21 protein-coding genes are annotated in these 17,464 nt (G+C 53.5%); 1 reads left to right on the forward strand and 20 read right to left on the reverse strand.

The annotated features are described in order from the left end of the window. Positions 1–12: 12 nt before the first annotated feature. The 20 genes from dxs to IEY53_RS11040 all read right to left on the reverse strand — a co-directional run bounded on the left by dxs (position 13) and on the right by IEY53_RS11040 (position 15,774). Positions 13–1,917 carry a 1-deoxy-D-xylulose-5-phosphate synthase gene (dxs, locus tag IEY53_RS10945; protein ID WP_189024782.1) on the reverse strand — a complete coding sequence of 635 codons (1,905 nt, stop codon included), beginning with the start codon at positions 1,915–1,917 and terminating at the stop codon, positions 13–15. A 95-nt stretch (positions 1,918–2,012) separates the two neighbouring features. After that, entirely contained in the window at positions 2,013–2,960 is a 948-nt protein-coding gene (locus tag IEY53_RS10950) for a polyprenyl synthetase family protein (RefSeq protein WP_189024784.1), read from the reverse strand. Then, positions 2,947–3,204, reverse strand: coding sequence for an exodeoxyribonuclease VII small subunit (gene xseB / locus IEY53_RS10955; RefSeq protein WP_189024786.1), 258 nt, complete (start codon positions 3,202–3,204; stop codon positions 2,947–2,949). Before xseB ends, IEY53_RS10950 begins: the two co-directional genes overlap by 14 nt. Continuing rightward, on the reverse strand, positions 3,176–4,561 hold the full coding sequence (gene xseA, locus IEY53_RS10960; protein WP_189024788.1) for an exodeoxyribonuclease VII large subunit: 1,386 nt from the start codon (positions 4,559–4,561) through the stop codon (positions 3,176–3,178). Before xseA ends, xseB begins: the two co-directional genes overlap by 29 nt. A 10-nt stretch (positions 4,562–4,571) precedes the next feature. Beyond that, positions 4,572–5,429, reverse strand: coding sequence for a bifunctional methylenetetrahydrofolate dehydrogenase/methenyltetrahydrofolate cyclohydrolase FolD (gene folD, locus IEY53_RS10965; RefSeq protein WP_189024790.1), 858 nt, complete (start codon positions 5,427–5,429; stop codon positions 4,572–4,574). A gap of 33 nt (positions 5,430–5,462) precedes the next feature. Then, positions 5,463–5,918, reverse strand: a complete 456-nt coding sequence (gene nusB / locus IEY53_RS10970) for a transcription antitermination factor NusB (RefSeq protein WP_189024792.1) — start codon at positions 5,916–5,918, stop codon at positions 5,463–5,465. Positions 5,919–6,080: 162 nt separating this feature from the next. After that, complete coding sequence (locus tag IEY53_RS10975) at positions 6,081–6,314, reverse strand: DUF2273 domain-containing protein (RefSeq protein ID WP_189024794.1); 234 nt, start codon at positions 6,312–6,314, stop codon at positions 6,081–6,083. 17 nt (positions 6,315–6,331) lie between these two features. Then, positions 6,332–6,871 (reverse strand): alkaline shock response membrane anchor protein AmaP, encoded by a 540-nt coding sequence (gene amaP / locus IEY53_RS10980; RefSeq protein ID WP_189024796.1) that lies wholly within the window; start codon positions 6,869–6,871, stop codon positions 6,332–6,334. A gap of 75 nt (positions 6,872–6,946) precedes the next feature. After that, on the reverse strand, positions 6,947–7,363 hold the full coding sequence (locus tag IEY53_RS10985) for an Asp23/Gls24 family envelope stress response protein (protein ID WP_189024798.1): 417 nt from the start codon (positions 7,361–7,363) through the stop codon (positions 6,947–6,949). Between the two features lie 116 nt (positions 7,364–7,479). After that, positions 7,480–8,823: an acetyl-CoA carboxylase biotin carboxylase subunit gene (gene accC, locus IEY53_RS10990; RefSeq protein WP_189024800.1), complete on the reverse strand. Its 1,344-nt coding sequence runs from the start codon at positions 8,821–8,823 to the stop codon at positions 7,480–7,482. 57 nt (positions 8,824–8,880) lie between these two features. Then, positions 8,881–9,387 carry an acetyl-CoA carboxylase biotin carboxyl carrier protein gene (gene accB, locus IEY53_RS10995; RefSeq protein WP_189024802.1) on the reverse strand — a complete coding sequence of 169 codons (507 nt, stop codon included), beginning with the start codon at positions 9,385–9,387 and terminating at the stop codon, positions 8,881–8,883. Between the two features lie 148 nt (positions 9,388–9,535). Further along, positions 9,536–10,534 (reverse strand): SpoIIIAH-like family protein, encoded by a 999-nt coding sequence (locus IEY53_RS11000; protein WP_189024803.1) that lies wholly within the window; start codon positions 10,532–10,534, stop codon positions 9,536–9,538. A 43-nt stretch (positions 10,535–10,577) separates the two neighbouring features. Continuing rightward, positions 10,578–11,219 carry a stage III sporulation protein AG gene (gene spoIIIAG, locus IEY53_RS11005; protein ID WP_189024804.1) on the reverse strand — a complete coding sequence of 214 codons (642 nt, stop codon included), beginning with the start codon at positions 11,217–11,219 and terminating at the stop codon, positions 10,578–10,580. A 54-nt stretch (positions 11,220–11,273) separates the two neighbouring features. Beyond that, positions 11,274–12,026: a stage III sporulation protein AF gene (spoIIIAF, locus tag IEY53_RS11010; protein ID WP_189024805.1), complete on the reverse strand. Its 753-nt coding sequence runs from the start codon at positions 12,024–12,026 to the stop codon at positions 11,274–11,276. A gap of 24 nt (positions 12,027–12,050) precedes the next feature. After that, on the reverse strand, positions 12,051–13,250 hold the full coding sequence (gene spoIIIAE, locus IEY53_RS11015) for a stage III sporulation protein AE (RefSeq protein WP_229696083.1): 1,200 nt from the start codon (positions 13,248–13,250) through the stop codon (positions 12,051–12,053). 51 nt (positions 13,251–13,301) lie between these two features. Further along, a complete protein-coding gene (gene spoIIIAD / locus IEY53_RS11020; protein ID WP_189024807.1) occupies positions 13,302–13,691 on the reverse strand; it encodes a stage III sporulation protein AD in 390 nt (129 codons plus the stop codon). 6 nt (positions 13,692–13,697) lie between these two features. Continuing rightward, complete coding sequence (gene spoIIIAC / locus IEY53_RS11025; RefSeq protein ID WP_154118574.1) at positions 13,698–13,901, reverse strand: stage III sporulation protein AC; 204 nt, start codon at positions 13,899–13,901, stop codon at positions 13,698–13,700. A gap of 13 nt (positions 13,902–13,914) precedes the next feature. Then, positions 13,915–14,433, reverse strand: a complete 519-nt coding sequence (gene spoIIIAB, locus IEY53_RS11030) for a stage III sporulation protein SpoIIIAB (RefSeq protein ID WP_189024808.1) — start codon at positions 14,431–14,433, stop codon at positions 13,915–13,917. Continuing rightward, positions 14,426–15,427 (reverse strand): stage III sporulation protein AA, encoded by a 1,002-nt coding sequence (gene spoIIIAA, locus IEY53_RS11035; protein WP_189024811.1) that lies wholly within the window; start codon positions 15,425–15,427, stop codon positions 14,426–14,428. The genes spoIIIAB and spoIIIAA overlap by 8 nt, the downstream gene beginning before the upstream one ends. An 83-nt stretch (positions 15,428–15,510) precedes the next feature. After that, a complete protein-coding gene (locus IEY53_RS11040) occupies positions 15,511–15,774 on the reverse strand; it encodes a YqhV family protein (protein WP_373293842.1) in 264 nt (87 codons plus the stop codon). A 241-nt stretch (positions 15,775–16,015) separates the two neighbouring features. Here IEY53_RS11040 and IEY53_RS11045 point away from each other — a divergent pair, with 241 nt between their 5' ends. Next, complete coding sequence (locus IEY53_RS11045) at positions 16,016–16,879, forward strand: YitT family protein (RefSeq protein ID WP_189024814.1); 864 nt, start codon at positions 16,016–16,018, stop codon at positions 16,877–16,879. Positions 16,880–17,464: the final 585 nt, after the last annotated feature.

Raw genomic sequence — 17,464 nt, forward strand, 5'->3', positions numbered from 1 at the left:
CAGCTTCCCGCTTCAGGAAGACGAAGTCGTCTTGTATGAAAATGCACTCAAAGCCTTCATCGACTTGATACGCTCGCAAAGGGCCTGGGCGGTCAATCCGGTTTCCAGACGCTGCTCTTTAATAGAGCCATGCTCCACGAAAATATCCGGCACGCCCATTAGATGGACACGCGTATCATAAAGCTCATGTTCGGCGAAAAATTCCAGCACAGCGCTGCCGAGGCTTCCCGCTTGACTGGCTTCTTCAAGCACCACCATACCTGTTCCGGCACGGGCCAGATCCAGCAGCATGGAATGGTCCAGCGGCTTCAGGAAACGTGCATTCACTACACTGAGCTGAATTCCTTCGCGCTTCAAGCTGTCCGCTGCTTCTTCGGCGACCTGGAGCATAGGCCCGCAGGCCAGAACGGCAAATTCATCGCCGGGGCGCAGCCGCTCCCAGCTGCCGATAGGTAAAACGGACAGCTCGGTATCAAGCTTCACGCCGGTTCCGCTGATCCGCGGGTAACGGTATGCAATCGGTCCGTCATTATATTCAAGCGCCGTCTTCATCATATGGCGCAGTTCATTCTCGTCTTTGGGCATCATCATCACCATATTCGGAATATGGCGCATGAAAGCAATATCGTAGACCCCCTGATGAGTCTCCCCATCGGCACCTACAAAACCTGCACGGTCGATGGCGAACATCACATTGGCGTTATGGCGGCAAATATCATGTACGATCTGATCATAAGCACGCTGCATAAAGGTGGAATATACGGCGAACACCGGCTTCATGCCCTCCATCGCCAGTGCTGCGCACAGCGTAGCCGCATGCTGTTCGGCAATACCCACATCTATCATCCGGTCCGGGAATTCCTTGGCGAACGGAAACAGGCCCGATCCGCCCGGCATCGCCGGAGTAACGGCAATCAGCCGTTTGTCCTCATGCCCCAGCTCAATCAGTGTCTGGCCGAACACTTCAGTGTACATTGGATTGCCCACAGCCTTAAGCGCCTGACCGGACTCAATTTTGTAGGGGGAGATCGCATGTGATTTATAAAAATCGGTTTCAGCCGGTTTGTAGCCTTTGCCTTTGGTGGTCAAGACATGCACCAGCACCGGCCCAGCTACGTTGTCTGCCTGATGGAAGGTATCGATCATTTTCTCCAGATCATGTCCATCCACCGGTCCAAGGTAGGTAAAGCCCAATTCTTCAAACAGCACACCCGGAACCATCATATATTTAAGACTGTCCTTCATCCGCTCAGCGGTTTTCGCCAGACGGTCCCCGATAGCCGGGATTTTCTTGAGCAGTCCTTCCACTTCATCCTTGGCACGCAAATAATGGCGGTCCGAACGGATTTTACTCAAATAATTGTGCATCGCCCCTACGTTCGGAGCTATGGACATTTCATTGTCGTTCAGGATTACCATGAGCTTGCGCTTCTCATGGCCTATATGGTTCAATGCTTCAAACGCCATCCCGCCTGTCAGCGCGCCATCGCCGATCACGGCAATAACCTTGTTGTCCTCGCCTTTCAGATCACGGGCTAACGCCATCCCCATCGCTGCGGACAGCGAGGTGCTGCTGTGTCCGGCTTCCCAGACATCATGTTCGCTTTCAGAACGCTTGACGAAGCCGCAAAGCCCCTGGTACTTGCGCAGGGTGTCGAAGCGCTCCTGGCGTCCGGTCAATATTTTGTGCACATAAGCCTGATGGCCTACATCGTAGATCATTTTATCCTTTGGACTGTTATAGCAATAATGCAGGGCCAGCGTGAGCTCCACTACCCCCAGGTTGGAACCGAGATGCCCTCCGGTTACAGTAAGCTTCTCAATCAGAAACCGGCGGATTTCCTCCGCAAGGGTAGCCAGTTCCGGGACTGACAATGTTTTAAGTTGCTTGGGATCATTTATTTGTGGAAGCAGCACGTGTATTCCCCGCTTTCCTAGATGTTGTAAAATATAAAAACCATTATAACACAAACAAAGGCAGCTGCCCTAGTGCAGCCGCTTTTGCGCAAATCCTAATGATCGCGGGACATCAGATAGGCGGCGATCTCCAAGAGACGTGTGCTGTCTGGAAAACCGCCTTCCCGTATGGCTTTTTGAGCCGCCGCCGTTAGCCGCTCTACCTCTGTGCGCGAGGCTTCCAGGCCGATAAAATAAGGATAGGTCACTTTTTGCTGCTTGAGATCGCTGCCGGTTTTTTTGCCGAGTTTGCCTTCGTCACCGACCAGATCCAGAATATCGTCCTGAACCTGAAAAGCAAGTCCAATCTGCGAGCCAAATTCGCGCAAAGCTTCCAGCTGCTTCTCCGTCGCACCGGCAATCCGCCCGCCGGCCAGCAGCGAGAAAACAAACAGATCACTGGTCTTGTGCAGATGAATATAACGCAGCTGTTCCAGGTCGGTCAATCCCTGCTCGCCCTCCATATCGGCCACCTGTCCGCCGACCATGCCGCGGGGACCGGCCATTTCGGCCAGATCCTCCACGACCGAGAGCACGTTGTCGGCCGGAATGCCATAACGGCGTGCGGCCTGAACCACACTGTAAAAAGCATGGGTAAGCAGCGCATCCCCCGCCAGAATAGCCGTCGCTTCCCCGTACACCTTGTGATTCGTCAGCTTGCCGCGCCGATAATCGTCGTTGTCCATGGCAGGCAGATCGTCATGGATCAGTGAATAGGTATGCACCATTTCGATGGCTGCCGCAACGGGCAGTGCCGCTTCCCGGCGGCCTCCCAGCGCTTCGCAGGCCGCGACTACAAACAGCGGACGCAGCCGTTTCCCCCCAGCCATCAGCGAATAACTCATTGCTTCGCGCAGATTCTGCGGCACTTCCCATCCTGCCGGCAGCGTGGCCTTAAGTTCCCGGGAGACCAACTCGCCTACGGATGCAATGTATTCTTCCAACGGCTGGCGCAGGACTTCGCTTGAAGCGCCCTCAGCCGGGCTGTGCTCATAACGAGTCATCATTGTCTCCTTCCAGTTTGGCGCCGAACGGCTTTTTGCGCAGCTCACCGTCTTCTACAGTGATCATTTCAATCTTGCGCTCCACCTGCTCCAGCTTGCCGCCGCAGAGCTGCGACAGCTTCATGCCCTGCTGGAATAAATCAATTGCCTTCTCCAGGGGAACGTCGCCGTGCTCCAGCTCACGCACGATTGTCTCCAGCTGGTTCATCGCTTCTTCAAAGTCCAGTTCCGTTTCCTTCGCCATCGTCTTTGGCATCCTCCTTCATTCCCCATACCTGGCATTCAAGTTGTCCATCACTAAGCTTTATGCGTACAGAATCGCCGAGTTCTACATCCTTCAGCGATTTGATTAAATGCTGTTCTTGTTCGTCATAGACGAGGCTGTAGCCGCGCGACATCACTTTAAGCGGGCTCAGCGCATCCAGATGGCGCAGCTCCGAGATGTAGCGCGAGCGCTTGTCCGCAAGCTGTGCCTGCATGGCGCCCTGCAGCTCGCGGCGCATGCTGTCCATGCGCTGGCGGGCTGCGGTGACGCTGTCGCGCGGACTATAGCGCTGCAGCCGGTGCTGCAGCACAGCCTGGCGCTCACGCGCGCGGCTGTGCCGGGCATCCGCTGCGCGGCCCAGCCGTACGCGCAGCATGTCCAGCCGCTGCACGTGCTGCTGCAGCGTGCGCCGCGGGCCGGCCAGCGCCAGCGAGCGCTCCAGCTCGCGCAGCTGGTCGCGGCCGCGCTGTCCGCGGCGCAGCAGGCCCGTGCGGAGCCGCTGCTGCACTGCGCGCAGCTGCTGCGCGAGCTCGCCGGCATGCGGCACGGCCTGCTCGGCGGCCGCTGTGGGCGTCGCTGCGCGGAGGTCGGCGGCGAAGTCGGCAATCGTGAAATCGGTCTCGTGGCCTACGGCCGAGATGACCGGAATGTCCGATGCCGCAATCGCCCGGGCGACCGCCTCCTCATTGAACGCCCACAGCTCCTCCAGCGAGCCGCCGCCGCGGCCGACGATCAGCACGTCGGCTTCGCCCATGGCGTTCAGCGTCTCAATCGCTTTCACGATGGAAGGCGCCGCACCTTTGCCTTGAACCAGTACGGGATACAGCACAATCGCCACCTGCGGATACCGCCGCTGCAGTGTAATCATGATATCCCGTACGGCTGCTCCGGTCGGCGAAGTCACTACACCTATGCAGCGCGGATACCGCGGCAGCGGACGCTTGCGCTCCGCTGCAAACAGCCCCTCACCCGTAAGCTTCGCCTTCAGCTGCTCATAAGCCAGATACAGGCTGCCAATGCCGTCGGGCTGCATGTGGGTAGCATAGAACTGGTATTGCCCGTCCCGTTCGTATACGGTCACATTGCCCCGGGCGATGACCCTTGCGCCCTCTTTGGGGACAAAAGGCAGCCGCTGGTTATGCGAAGCGAACATAATCGCTTTGATCCGGCTGCTCTCATCTTTGAGCGTGAAATACATATGGCCGCTGCCATGATGTGTGAAATTGGAGATTTCCCCGCGGATCCACACGTCAGACAAGACATTATCCGAATCCAGCTTCATGCGGATATAACGGTTCAGTTCCTTGATCGCATAGACCTTCCGCTCTGCCGCCATGAATCCTTACCTATTCCAATCCGCGGCGGCGTTTGGCCGCAATCAGCGTGTTGCTCATCAGCATGGTGATGGTCATTGGGCCTACACCGCCCGGCACCGGTGTAATATATCCGGCAACTTCCCTGGCGCTGTCATAATCCACATCGCCCGCCAGCTTGCCATTGTCCAGACGGTTCATGCCGACATCGATAACCACTGCACCCGGCTTCACATACGAAGCATCAATGAAGTTAGCCCGTCCGATCGCGACCACCAGAATATCCGCCTGGCGGCTGATCTCCGCCATATTGGCTGTGCGGGAATGGCACATCGTCACTGTGGCATTCTCACGCTGCAACAGCAGGGAGACCGGCTTGCCGACAATATTGCTGCGGCCAATGACAACTGCATGTTTGCCGGCCATGCCTGTTCCGGTCCGTTTAATCAATTCAATCACTCCCGCAGGCGTGCAGGGAAGCAGACTGTCGGCACCTATGACCAGATTACCCACATTTACGGGATGGAACCCATCCACGTCCTTCTCCACCGCAATCGCATCGATCACGGCTTTTTCTTCAATATGTGCAGGCAAAGGAAGTTGTACGAGAATTCCGTCAATTTCATCCCGGCTGTTGAGCTGGTGCACCAGCGCCAGCAGCTCTTCCTGTGAAGTTGAGGCCTCCAGCTTGTGCACTTCCGAATGAAAACCCAGGCTGATGCAAGACTTCTCCTTGTTGCGGACATAGACCTGGGATCCCGGGTCCTCGCCTACGAGAACAACGGCCAGGCCAGGCTGCACGCCTTGCTTGGCCAGCCCAGCAACCTCCCGGGCAATGTCGATACGAATTTCGTCGGATACTTGTTTACCACTGATGATTGCTGCTGTCATGACAGTCTTCTCCCCTTTTGCGTACTGTTTGATTTACTTGGATGAATCGGCTTTCAGCGTGTCCAGTTCCAGGATCATCTTGCCGAGAACGCCATTGACGAATTTCCCGGAATCGTCTGTTCCAAAATGCTTGGCCAGATCAATCGCCTCATTGACGGCAACCTTGGCCGGCACATCGTTCCCAAAGATCATTTCAAAAGCGGCCAGCCGCAGGATCTGCCGGTCCACCCGTGACAATCGGCTCATCTGCCAGCCTTTCAGATAATGCTCCAGCATATCATCAATGGCAACCTTGTGTTCCCATACGCCATTGACATGCTCCACGACATAAGCTTTCAACTGATTTTCATCGGTAATCACACGATCCGTCTCATTTTCCTCGGAGGCCTCGGCCAGCAGCATTTCTACCGCTTCCGCACTTTCCACCTCATTCATTTCCATCTGATACAGGCTTTGGACAATAATTTCTCTTGCAATCCGTCTTTTCATTAGTTCCTCCTACAATCTGATCTTTCGTATTCCTATATTATCTTTCCATAACCTTATTTGTAGCCACTTCATGCACAAAAAAACCGCAAAGCCTTGTCTTCGGAGGGGCTAGCTATAGATACACGTACGGGTTCCATGCTCCGGAAGAAAGACTATCGCGGTTCATTTAAACGGACGCCAGCGGCCGGACAGACGCTCCACCAGCTCCTGCCACTGAAACAATGGAGGCTGTGCGTTGTCCTTTCTTTTGCCAAATGTATATCCGATGAACACTACCAGTGCAAAGAACAGCATATCCCAAAACCCGCTAAACAAATAGATCAATCCAAGAATGAAGCTGAAAGCTACTCCGGCGATTCTGCCCCCGTGACTTTCCCATACTTCTTTCCAAGGCATAAGGGAAACTCACCTCTCTATTCCACTCGACTTTTGAAGCTTGGAGACTGTGTGAGGTTAGCAATATATACAGATACGTCAGCAACCGGAATCCCTGTCGTCTCCTGCACAAAATCATGCACCTGACGCTGGACCTCCGTGGTAAGCAGCGGGAGAGAATGTTCTCCGTCGACCACTGCGCGGATCATAATCTCAAGACCTGCCTGGGATACGCGGATACGCGACTTCAGATCCCGAATCCCCTTCACTTTGCCGGCCGCTTTAAGACTCAGGTTCTCAATGGTTTCCATCGAAATCTGAATATCCCCAAATTCGGTACGCTGATCTACTGAGGGCAGCGAGCTGCGGTCCCTGCGCAGGGAAATGTAGAAGAAACGGATGCTGAGCAGGAACAGGATGACCGCCACTGCAATCGACGTAATGTAAGCCGTAGGCCCGTCCTGAATTTCCAGGGATCTTGGAATCGCTCCGCTTAAGAGGAGGATGGCAATTACAGATAATATTCCGATACTTAAGCTGTAGATGAACAGCAAAAGTCTGTCCAAAATTTTGGCCACGAGTCACATAACCTCCTAAAATTAGAGTAAACCCTCGACACTTTCAGTCGGGGGTTTATGGAAGAACGGTGGCTGTTATTTCACGCGGAGAACCGCGTCCGTATCCTCGTTCTTGTCTACAGTGTTGGTGTTTCTGAACTGCACATCATGAATATGCACATTCACTTCCACAACTGTCAGGCCGGTCATCGTCTCGATTGAACGTTTCACGTTGCGTTGAATTTCAGCCGCCACTTCGGGAAGGCGGTTCCCGTATTCAATAATAACGGAGACATCCACAGCTGCCTCGCGTTGCCCCACTTCCACTTTAACCCCTTTGGAGAGGTTCTTGCGGCCAAGAAGCTCCACGATTCCTCCGGCGAATCCGCCGCTCATGCCTGCCACACCTTTAACCTCAACAGTCGCCAGACCCGCGATTACTTCAATCACTTCCGGAGCGATCTGAATTTCACCGATTTCTGTCCGTTCGTATTCCGTCGGCAATGTACTCATCTTAGACTTCACACCTTTCTACAAAAGTTGTTTCCTGATTTCAAGCGCAAAGCACGTCTCTTATTAAACATACTATATCATTTGACGAACTTTATGACAAACAAAGTGAAGTCGTCCTAAATTTCATACTCTTCCAGGAATTTGATATCGAATTGTCCGTCCAAAAATACCGGGTGCTCCAGCAGCTTCTGATGGAACGGAATGGTCGTATGTATTCCCTCCACTGCAAACTCGGCTAATGCCCGTTTCATCTTCGCTATAGCTTCCTGGCGGGTTGGAGCCCAGACGATCAGCTTGGCAATCATGGAATCGTAGAAAGGGGAGATCGTGTAGCCTGGATACGCTGCACTGTCTACTCTTACACCCAAACCTCCCGGCGGCAGATAAAAGCCGATTTTGCCCGGAGAAGGCATGAAATTGCGTTCTGGGTCCTCGGCATTAATACGGCATTCGATGGACCAGCCATTAATTACGACTTCCTGCTGGGTGAAAGAAAGCGGATTCCCTTCTGCGACAGAGATCATTTCCTTGATCAGATCGATCCCGGTTACCATTTCGGTCACAGGATGCTCTACCTGGATACGCGTATTCATCTCCATGAAGTAGAATTGCCCGTCCGGCCCAAGCAGGAACTCCAGGGTACCGGCACCGGAATAATTCACGGCAAGCGCTGCACGGACTGCGGCGTTCCCCATCTCCTCGCGGATCTCCGAGGTCAGGACAGAACAAGGTGCTTCTTCTACAAGCTTTTGGCGGCGCCGCTGGACAGAGCAGTCCCGCTCACCCAGGTGAACCGCGTTGCCGTGTTTGTCTGCAATAATCTGAATCTCGACATGCTTCATGCCGGTCAGGAATTTCTCCAGATAGACGCCCGCGTTACCAAAAGCCTTCTGCGCTTCCTGCTGTGCAGCCGTAATCTGCTTCACCAGAGATTCCTCATCCTCGGCAATGCGGATTCCCTTGCCTCCGCCGCCTGCCGTTGCTTTGACAATAATCGGATAACCGATATCGCGGCCCAGCATTACAGCCTCTTCGATGTCCCCCACCAGCCCGTCGGAACCCGGAATGATCGGAACACCGGCCAGCTTCATGGTTTCTTTCGCCACGGCTTTGTCGCCCATACGTGTGATGGCGTCCGGGGACGGACCGATGAACGTAATATTACAGGACTCACAAATTTCTGCGAAATCCGCATTTTCAGCTAAAAATCCGTAGCCCGGATGAATGGCGTCACATTCCGTTAAAGTGGCTACACTCATAATATTGGTAAAGTTCAGATAGCTGTCCTTGGACGCTGTTGGACCGATGCAATAAGCTTCGTCAGCGAGCCTTACATGCAGGGAATCCCGGTCGGGCTCCGAATAGACCGCAACGGTGGAAATGCCCAGTTCACGGCAGGCCCTGATAATACGGACCGCGATTTCTCCGCGGTTGGCAATCAGCACTTTTTGAATGTTCATGCGTTTCCTCCCAAAGTTAGTGCGTTAGCTTCAGTGCCTGAAGTATTTGCTTAATTCTTATTCCGGCTTAACCAGGAACAGCGGCTGCCCATATTCAACCAGCTGGCCGTTCTCCACAAGCACAGATACGATTTCGCCTTTAATTTCAGCTTCGAGCTCGTTCATCAGCTTCATTGCTTCAATAATACAGACTGTCGATTTCTCACCTACACGGTCCCCCACATTGACAAAAGATGGAGATTCAGGAGATGCGGCAGTATAGAAGGTACCCACCATCGGGGATACAATCTTATGCAGTGTGCCTTCGGCCGGAGCGGCGGTGGCTGCCGGAGCCTGCCCTGCGGGAGAAACCTCACCTATAGCCGGCTGAAAAACTTGCGGCTGCGGGGCATGCGTAAAGGGGTAGACATAAGGAGCCGCCTGAACTGCTGTTCCGTCAGCTTCAGGGCGATCCGGTTTACGAATAGCCAGCTTCATTCCTTCGCTTTCGATCTCCAACTCGTGTACGGAGGAGGTCTGGTCCAGCAATTTGATTAATTCCTTAATTTCGCTTAATTTGAACATCGGTCAGTTCACTCCTTCAGCTTTCTCTCGAAGCCGCTCTTCTTCGCGGACAAGATAACTTTATGTATTATATCACAAACGCTAGAAATGGAAAGAGCCCGGGATAACCCGAGCTCTTTCTACAATTTCCGCCGATATTAGGGGACTCTTATTGCTCCGAGACATATTGCACGCTGACCTTGTCCTGAGAGACACTCAGTTCTTTCATCACAAGATCCACAATGCCTACAGCTTGCTTAACATCCAGTTTGTCACTGAGCACAACGATCTTATACGAGTCCCCGGCTTCTTCTTTGACAATGGCTTCGCCGTATTTTTGTTGAAGCTGCTCTTCAATACCGGTGATTTTGGATTCCTTTTCTTCGAGATGGCGCAGCTGCTCCTGAGCGACTGCGTTATCCGCCGGCGTTTTGTTCATATCATTGATGGAGGCCAGCAGATCATTGTGATCTTTCAGGTTTTTTTGCTCACGTTCGTAGAGATAGTTCGTAAACAGGCTGCTGGCCGACACGCTTTGAGAGGCGACTTCATCCAGGATGGCCTCGTCATCTTTGGCGGGAGACTGCTCGGTTGTAGCCGCTGCTGTGTCTTTTCCGGCTGTGTCTTTGCTGGCTGTGTCTTTGCTGGCTGTGTCTTTGCTGGCTGTGTCTTTGCTGGCTGTGTCCTTGCCGGCATCATCCTTGGCGGCCGTGTCTTGCGCCTCACCAGTCTTGGTTTCGGTGTCCTTTGCCCCGGAATCTGTAGCAGCTGTCTCCTTGGCCGGATCAGCGGAAGCAGGAGTCTTGGCGTCGGAGCCGGTGCTTGTATCCGTGGAAGCCGTATCTGCTGCCGCATTGCCTGCATTACTTTCCATACCGGAGCTTGTTTGCCCCTCATCGGTTAAAGCTGTGTTGCTGCCGCTTTCGGCTGTAGTATTATCTACTGCAGCTTGACCTTCTGTGACCACTTCGTTCACAACAATTCCTTTGTCGCCAACAACAGCCAGGGGATCATTATTAGCCTCTTTTACGGAGTCAACTTGAATGGTTCCGGCCGTTTCTTTCGGAGTTGACGCCCCCGAATCCTCTGTGAATAAATAATATGCCGAGAGCACAACCATCAAACTAAGCATAGAAACCAACCATATCGTTTGTCTTTTGCCGTTCATTTGTATTCCTCCTAAAGTTTTGTTGGCAATCGCGTGCCTGATCCTATTCCTGCTTACGAGGTACTACCGAAATGCGGTGGCTTGGTACGTTCAAGCCTTTCTCAACGGCCTGTTCAATCAGCCCCCGGACGACTTTGTTCTCTGCCCCCTTGGCTACAATCAATACTCCGCGGACCTGGGGCTTAATCCGCTTCGTAATGATGGGCGTCTCGTCACCGGACTGTGAGTATGTGACGATTTCGCCATCGCGTGTGTACTGGGTCGTATGGCGTTTGCCGCCTCCGGCATCCGTCTCTTCGCTTAGCTGCTGCGAGTCATTTACATTGCGCTGTACAACGATTTCTTCCGTGGAATCTACAGTCACCATAATGTCAACCGTTCCCACACCCACAATTTTCTCCAGAATCTCTTTGGTCCGGGTCTCCATCGCCAGCTCAATGCCGTCAAACGAATTGGAAGTGGCGGTATCGGCCTGTTGCAGCGTTGCCTGCGAGGAAGGATTGCCCGGCGGCTCCCGCCCCGTATTCTCACTGTCGAGCTTCTTCACATTGACGAATGAATTGAACAGCATGATGGCGGCCCCCAGCAGACCCAGAATAATCAGCCAGCGAAACGTGTGGCTCCGCTTCGGACTGCCGGTTCCGCCTCCGGCCCATTGTTCCAGCTTTTTCAGCCATTTTCCCATATCCCAGCCCCTCCTTCACGGGTTCAAGATCTTTCCATTCACAACCTTGATGTGTTACAGCTTGCCGGCTCTGTCGTCATTTCCCATAACCTGAACGCTCCCTGGCGTTAGATTCCACTTCTGCTCCAGCAGCTCTATAATGGATTCAGACTTCCCTGATTCACTTGGTAATGCGTCTTCCACCTGCTGTCCGGTTTCCGGTACGGTTTCTATGTGAATGTCCACAGGCTCCACGGGCTTAATCTCAAGGGGCTGGGACAATGCGGCACCTGAAGCTCCACTTGTTTCCTCTGGGGCAATGGTCTCTGCTCCGTCCGCTGCCTGAAGGACAACCTGCACTGCTGTGATCACCGGAACGTCTTCGCCACTGCTGTTAAGCACTGCACCTTCTGCCCCGGCTTTTGCCAGACCGAGCTTGACGGTAACCTTGACGCGCTCATCCGTCTCATTGACGATTTGTTCCTGCATTTGCTGGGCGACCTCCTCCGCCACCAGACTCAGGCTCTGATCCTGCCGGCCTTTAGCCAGCTTCTGCCCGTCCGCAAGAATCTGCTGCAGCGAATTGCCGCTCTGCCCTGGCATCAATCCGCCTCCCTGTTCCTGCTTGCCCAGAGCCAGACTCAGCTCGGCAGCCACATCCTTTTTCAGCAGCGAGACGACGGGGCTCAGCAGCGTGAGGAGAACCAGCAGGCTGAGCACCAGCCTGGCATAACGCTCCATCGATTTGCTCGGAAGCAGCATTTCCACAAAAGCCGCAAGCAGTACGACCAGAATGATTTCCCGCAGCCATCCGCCCAACCAGTCCATTTCTCTCCCCCTCTTTCCTTCAGATCACCTCATCATGACCGTGACATTGCCGGCCGTCAGCATGATCGTGACCGCCAGGAAGAACATCAGCGATACTGCGGCCAGTGCGGCGAAGACATAGATCATGCTTTTTCCTATCGTCTGGAGGCACACTACGATGGGCGTCTCGCCAAGCGGCTGCATTACGGCGGCCGCCACATTATAGATGAGGGCCAGCACCAGGATTTTGACTGCCGGAAAAGCACACAGGAACAAAATGATAATGACACCCGACAGCCCGATGGCATTTTTGACCAGCAGTGAGGCGGAGATCACTGTATCCGTGGCATCCGCGAACATTTTGCCGATTACCGGCACGAAATTGCCCGTGATATACTTGGCTGCCCGGATAGTTACTCCATCTGTTACGGAACTGGTAATCCCCCTGACGGATATAACGCCCAGGAACACGGTCAGCAGAACCCCGAGCAGCCCGGCACCGATGTTGCGCAGGAGATCCGCCAGCTGGGTCAGCTTATATTTCTCCGACAGCGCACTTACCAGATGGAGGACCGCCGAGAAGAAGAAGAGCGGGAACACCGCCGTATGAATCAGCGTGCCGACGGTATGAATCATGAACACAATCAGCGGATGGGTCACGGATACGGTCACGATGTTGCCCATGGAAGCCAGCAGTGCAAACAGCAGCGGAATCATGGCCATCATGAAATCAATCATCCGGTCAACGGCGTCCTTGGCGTAACCAATGGCTACATTGAAGCTGTTGACCGCAATAACAAGCACTACCATGTAACAGAGTGTATAGGCGACCTTGCTGACCGTTTTCTGCTCAAAGGCCGTCTGCAGCGTCTCCAGAATCATGCTAAGCACACTGATCATGACAATGGTCACCAGCAGCTTGCCGTTGTACAGCACCTCATGCCACATAAAAGACAACAGTCCCGAGAACACATTTTTCAGACTCAGGCCATTTTCTCCCGGAAGCAGCATGTCCATAAGCGAGGGTGTCTTACCCTCCGGGAAAAATCCTCCATAATCCTGCATTAGCTGGTTCCAGTATTTATCCACCCCGTCCTTGGGCAGGTCCTCCACCTGACCCTTCACCCACTGGTCCACCGGAGAGCCGGTACCTGCAGCCGCGGCGTCGGCCGTGCCGGCACACCCCAGAAACAAGAAGCTGGCCAGGAGCAGCAGGAGCATTATTATGGTTTGTGGACGAGTCATATGGTGCGCTTGCATGGCTTCCCCTTCCCTCTTCCTGCCGGACCCCTGGCCTTAAGCTGGCAGGAGCTTCATCACCGTTTCGATAATAATGCTGATAATCGGGACAGCCAGTACCATGATCAGCACCTTCCCCGCCAGCTCAATTTTTGAGGCAATCGACTCCTGGCCCGCGTCGCGTACAATCTGGGCACCGAATTCCGCAATGTAGGAGATTCCGATAATTTTGAATACCGTCTTCAGATAGATCATCTCCATGCCCGAGGATTCAGCCACCCGCTCAAGCGTTCCGAGCACCGTTCCAATTCTGCCGATCAGGAACAGGAAGATCAGAATGCCAGTCGCGGTGGCGAGCAAGAAGGCGAACATGGGCTTTTGTTCCTTCAGAACGAGTATCAATATGGTCGACAAAAGGCCGATCCCTACAACCTGGATGATATCCATGGCTGCCTACTGAAAGAGGAAGATCGTTTTGATTTCCTGGAGCAGCCCATCCAGCATGCGGATGACCATAAACAGGACGACGATAAATCCGACGATAGTCACCCAGTGGGCCATATCCTCTTTGCCCATTTGCTTCAGCACGGTGTGAATCATGGCAATAATAATGCCGATGCCGGCAATCTGAAAAATCGCATTTACTTCAATGTTCATTCCTGGCACCTCGCTAAAAGATCAAAATGACGATCAATGCTCCAAGCAGCAGACCCAGGCTTTTACTCATCTTTTCATATTTGCCCTGATCTTCCCTGGCCACCGTCTCCTCCTGTTTCAATTGCTGCAAAGCCAGTGCGATATGATTACTTTGGTTCGACCTGTCACTTGTGCCAAGCGTACAGCTGAGCTGCCTGAGTATTTCCTTCTCGGCTGCTTTCATTGCAGTCACCCTCCAGTGGGCATCCATCGCCAGCCTGAAGGCTTCCTCGGCACTCCGGTCATGCGGTGTACTCATCTCCTCAGCCACTGTGACGAAAAACCCCTTGAGCGGCTCCCTGGACTGTTGTCCTATCCGCCGCAGGGCTTCCGGCAGCGGCGTGTAGCTGTACATAATCTCCGTCTCCAGCCGCTGTAAGGCAGCGATCAGGCCACGGATATTCCGGGGTCTGTCGGCATACTGCCTGGCCAGCTGGAAGCCTGCGAGCGTACCTGCAAGAATCACTAGTACTGCACCCAAAAGCTTAAGCATGGCCGCCACCGCCCAGACGTTCCCCGGGCGGGGCGAGCAGCAGCCCGCGTCTTTGGCTGTCCAGAATACGAAAGGACAGTCCCGCCTCTGACCGGTGAAGAATAACGTACCGCTCGAACAGCTTGTGTTCCAGCAAGGAGCCAAGTCCGGGCCGGCTCACCAGCTCGGCTACCTCTTTGCCATGCGCGGAAGCTACTACCGAAATGCCCGCATGCAGCGCTTCGGTCACCGCATCGGCATCCTCCATACGCCCAATCTCGTCTGCGATCAGCACATCCGGCGAAAGTGAACGGATCATCATCATCATGCCTTCCGCCTTGGGACAGCCATCCAGAATGTCTGTACGGGGTCCGACATCAAAAGCGGGAATGCCGCGTCTGCTGCCGGCAATCTCTGAGCGCTCATCGACAATTCCCACCTTCATGCCCTGCCGGAAACCTTCCCGCTGGCTGTGCCCTCCGGCAGAAATCTGCCTGGCCAGATCACGCAGAAGAGTGGTCTTGCCATGCTGCGGAGGGGAGAGAATCAGCGTATGCATAATCCGCTGCCGCCCCTTGTCCAGCAAATAAGGCAGCACCCCGTCTGCAACCCCCGGCACTTCACGGGCAATGCGGACGTTAAAGCCGGTGATATCACGGAGATGCTCTACCCCTCCGGCGCTCAGGACGGTCCTCCCGGCTAGTCCAATCCGATGCCCGCCGGGGATGGTAATGAAGCCTTTGCGCAGCTCTTCCTCCATCGTATACAGTGAATGGTTGCTGATCAGATCCAGCAGCCGGTGGCTCTCGTCCCGGTCCGGCTTGTAGGCTTCTCCGGGATGTTGAGTCAAAGTGCCATTCCCGCTCAGGAAGTGGTATTTGCCGGAGTAGTTGATCTCCAGCGGCCGGCCCTCGCGGATACGAATCTCTTCCACCAACCCGAGCAGCGGGAGGGGAAGCCTCTTTAACAGTGCTCTTACTTTCTCGGGAAACAGTTGAAGCCAGTCATTAGCCATACAGAGTACCCCCAAGTTGTCCTCTACTTTAATAGCTTTATTCCATATTTATGCTTGTACGCGCCTTTTATGCCTATCATCTATCATTTTTTTAGAATCCCGATTAAGAGAAAAGCCACACCGCAGCCAATCCAGCCAAGCTTGCCCCAGGACAGGTCCTGGGCCATTCCCGTAAGTCCGATAGCTGTGGTAAGGACCAGAATTGTCGGCCCGACGAGAGCCAGTCCCGAATTAATCGCCAGGGCCTTGTCCACCAGATTGATCCGCAGCATGATAATGGCGGCCGTAATCTCCACGCTGCCCGAGAGCAGCCGTAATATCGCCATCCAGCTTACATACTTGTCCAATTCACCCAACTCCTCTATAACATGATCTAAGCCTGCGAAATGGGTCCGCTGCTTGTAATTCCTGCTGTTATCCATGGATATGCGGGACGGGCCTACTTTAGACAAGAAGAAACACAGCAAGTTTCCGCTCAATGTGAAAGAAATCATAGTGATTGCCATCATAAAAAAATATCATCGGTATGATAAAAATAATTTTATTTACCTTGAGCTGTTAAGACATATTAGAAGAAGGGGAATTATCATGCACGTTCGCAATTACGGAGTACCGCTCACCACAGGAGTGGCGAAGCAGGTCCGTGAAGTCTCCATCATTATTTTCTCGGCCTTTTTGGTCGCAAGCGGGCTGCGTTTGTTTCTCATTCCGCACCAGCTGCTGAGCGGGGGGGTGGCCGGAGCCGCCTCTATCGCCGGATATTTAACGAATCCGAAGTATATCTCCCTGATTTATTTTTCACTGAATCTTCCTATACTGATCTGGGGATTTATCGTAGTGGGGAAAAAGTATATTTGTCTGAGCATGCTGTCGGTAGTGGCAACAACCTGGTTTCTGACGATGATACCTGTGGTGAAGCTGACCAAGGACCCGATTCTGGCCAGTATCTTCGGCGGGGTGATTATTGCCGGAGGCGTGGGCTTTTCATTGCGTGCAGGAGGTTCTTCCGGCGGATTTGATATTCTAGGCTCCATCATTACCCGCAAACGTGATATCCCTATGGGAACGGTGCTTTTTGTACTGGATGGGCTGGTAATCCTGAGCCTCGGTTTCTTCAAAAGCTGGGACTCCGCTTTGTACGCCATGTTGTGTATTTTTGTCAAAAGCAAGGTTGTCGACATGATTCACATCCGCCACGTTAAATTGACCTGTTTCATTGTGACCAAGGAACGCGACAAAATGCTCAGCCGCCTTACCCTGCTGCCCCATGGCGTAACGATTGTGAATGCGGAGGGCGGTTACAGCCATGAAGGCAACTCCATGCTGATGACGGTGACAACACGCTACGAGCTTGCCGAGCTGAGAAAAGCAATCCTGGAGACGGACCCGAAATCCTTCGTCAATGTTCTGGAGACGGTGGAGATTGTCGGACGCTTCCGGCGGTTCTCCTAGAGGCAGCGGGCAGCAAAAGGCAGGCCAAGAGAATTCTTGGCCTGCCTTTTTATTGGCGCGGGTATCTTGCGCCGCAACGCGGAGGGTATGCTGTATAGCAGCTATGCTTGCAGAGCTGCAGACATGCAGATATGCAGACACGCAGATATGCAGACACGCAGATATACAGACACGCAGACATGCTAAAACACAGACATGTAGACCCGCTAACTTGCTGCTATGTTGCACGTTGCACATTGCACCGTTGACTTGCTCTGTGTGCCCCGCTGACTAACTGCTATAGCTATGCGGCTTTTTACCATTGAGCTATACTGCTCACTTTCCTTATAACTATCACCTTGCACCATATCGCACAGTACAGGCATTTCGCTGTATTTTATGCAGCAGAATCCCTCGATGAGAGCCAAAAATAGCAAACTGATGTATTTTGTACAGCAGCCATCGCCAAAAATGCCTAATCGAGCGTTCTTCTGCTAATTACGATGCACTAAATACATTGAAACCGTAAAATCGATAACTTTTCGCTTGTTCCAATGCACGAAATACAGCAGAATGCGAAACCAAGGGACGGATGAGCAAAATGGA

The organism is Paenibacillus albidus, from assembly GCF_014644435.1.
In the GTDB taxonomy this organism is placed as follows: domain Bacteria; phylum Bacillota; class Bacilli; order Paenibacillales; family Paenibacillaceae; genus Paenibacillus_AQ; species Paenibacillus_AQ albidus.

What these genes read in the sequence shown, in the direction of transcription:
- IEY53_RS10950 (WP_189024784.1), bottom strand. Translation starts at nt 2,960, where the DNA reads ATGACTCGTTATGAGCACAGCCCGGCTGAGGGCGCTTCAAGCGAAGTC.
- xseB (WP_189024786.1), bottom strand. Translation starts at nt 3,204, where the DNA reads ATGGCGAAGGAAACGGAACTGGACTTTGAAGAAGCGATGAACCAGCTG.
- xseA (WP_189024788.1), bottom strand. Translation starts at nt 4,561, where the DNA reads ATGGCGGCAGAGCGGAAGGTCTATGCGATCAAGGAACTGAACCGTTAT.
- folD (WP_189024790.1), bottom strand. Translation starts at nt 5,429, where the DNA reads ATGACAGCAGCAATCATCAGTGGTAAACAAGTATCCGACGAAATTCGT.
- nusB (WP_189024792.1), bottom strand. Translation starts at nt 5,918, where the DNA reads ATGAAAAGACGGATTGCAAGAGAAATTATTGTCCAAAGCCTGTATCAG.
- IEY53_RS10975 (WP_189024794.1), bottom strand. Translation starts at nt 6,314, where the DNA reads ATGCCTTGGAAAGAAGTATGGGAAAGTCACGGGGGCAGAATCGCCGGA.
- IEY53_RS10985 (WP_189024798.1), bottom strand. Translation starts at nt 7,363, where the DNA reads ATGAGTACATTGCCGACGGAATACGAACGGACAGAAATCGGTGAAATT.
- accC (WP_189024800.1), bottom strand. Translation starts at nt 8,823, where the DNA reads ATGAACATTCAAAAAGTGCTGATTGCCAACCGCGGAGAAATCGCGGTC.
- accB (WP_189024802.1), bottom strand. Translation starts at nt 9,387, where the DNA reads ATGTTCAAATTAAGCGAAATTAAGGAATTAATCAAATTGCTGGACCAG.
- IEY53_RS11000 (WP_189024803.1), bottom strand. Translation starts at nt 10,534, where the DNA reads ATGAACGGCAAAAGACAAACGATATGGTTGGTTTCTATGCTTAGTTTG.
- spoIIIAG (WP_189024804.1), bottom strand. Translation starts at nt 11,219, where the DNA reads ATGGGAAAATGGCTGAAAAAGCTGGAACAATGGGCCGGAGGCGGAACC.
- spoIIIAF (WP_189024805.1), bottom strand. Translation starts at nt 12,026, where the DNA reads ATGGACTGGTTGGGCGGATGGCTGCGGGAAATCATTCTGGTCGTACTG.
- spoIIIAE (WP_229696083.1), bottom strand. Translation starts at nt 13,250, where the DNA reads ATGACTCGTCCACAAACCATAATAATGCTCCTGCTGCTCCTGGCCAGC.
- spoIIIAD (WP_189024807.1), bottom strand. Translation starts at nt 13,691, where the DNA reads ATGGATATCATCCAGGTTGTAGGGATCGGCCTTTTGTCGACCATATTG.
- spoIIIAC (WP_154118574.1), bottom strand. Translation starts at nt 13,901, where the DNA reads ATGAACATTGAAGTAAATGCGATTTTTCAGATTGCCGGCATCGGCATT.
- spoIIIAB (WP_189024808.1), bottom strand. Translation starts at nt 14,433, where the DNA reads ATGCTTAAGCTTTTGGGTGCAGTACTAGTGATTCTTGCAGGTACGCTC.
- spoIIIAA (WP_189024811.1), bottom strand. Translation starts at nt 15,427, where the DNA reads ATGGCTAATGACTGGCTTCAACTGTTTCCCGAGAAAGTAAGAGCACTG.
- IEY53_RS11045 (WP_189024814.1), top strand. Translation starts at nt 16,016, where the DNA reads ATGCACGTTCGCAATTACGGAGTACCGCTCACCACAGGAGTGGCGAAG.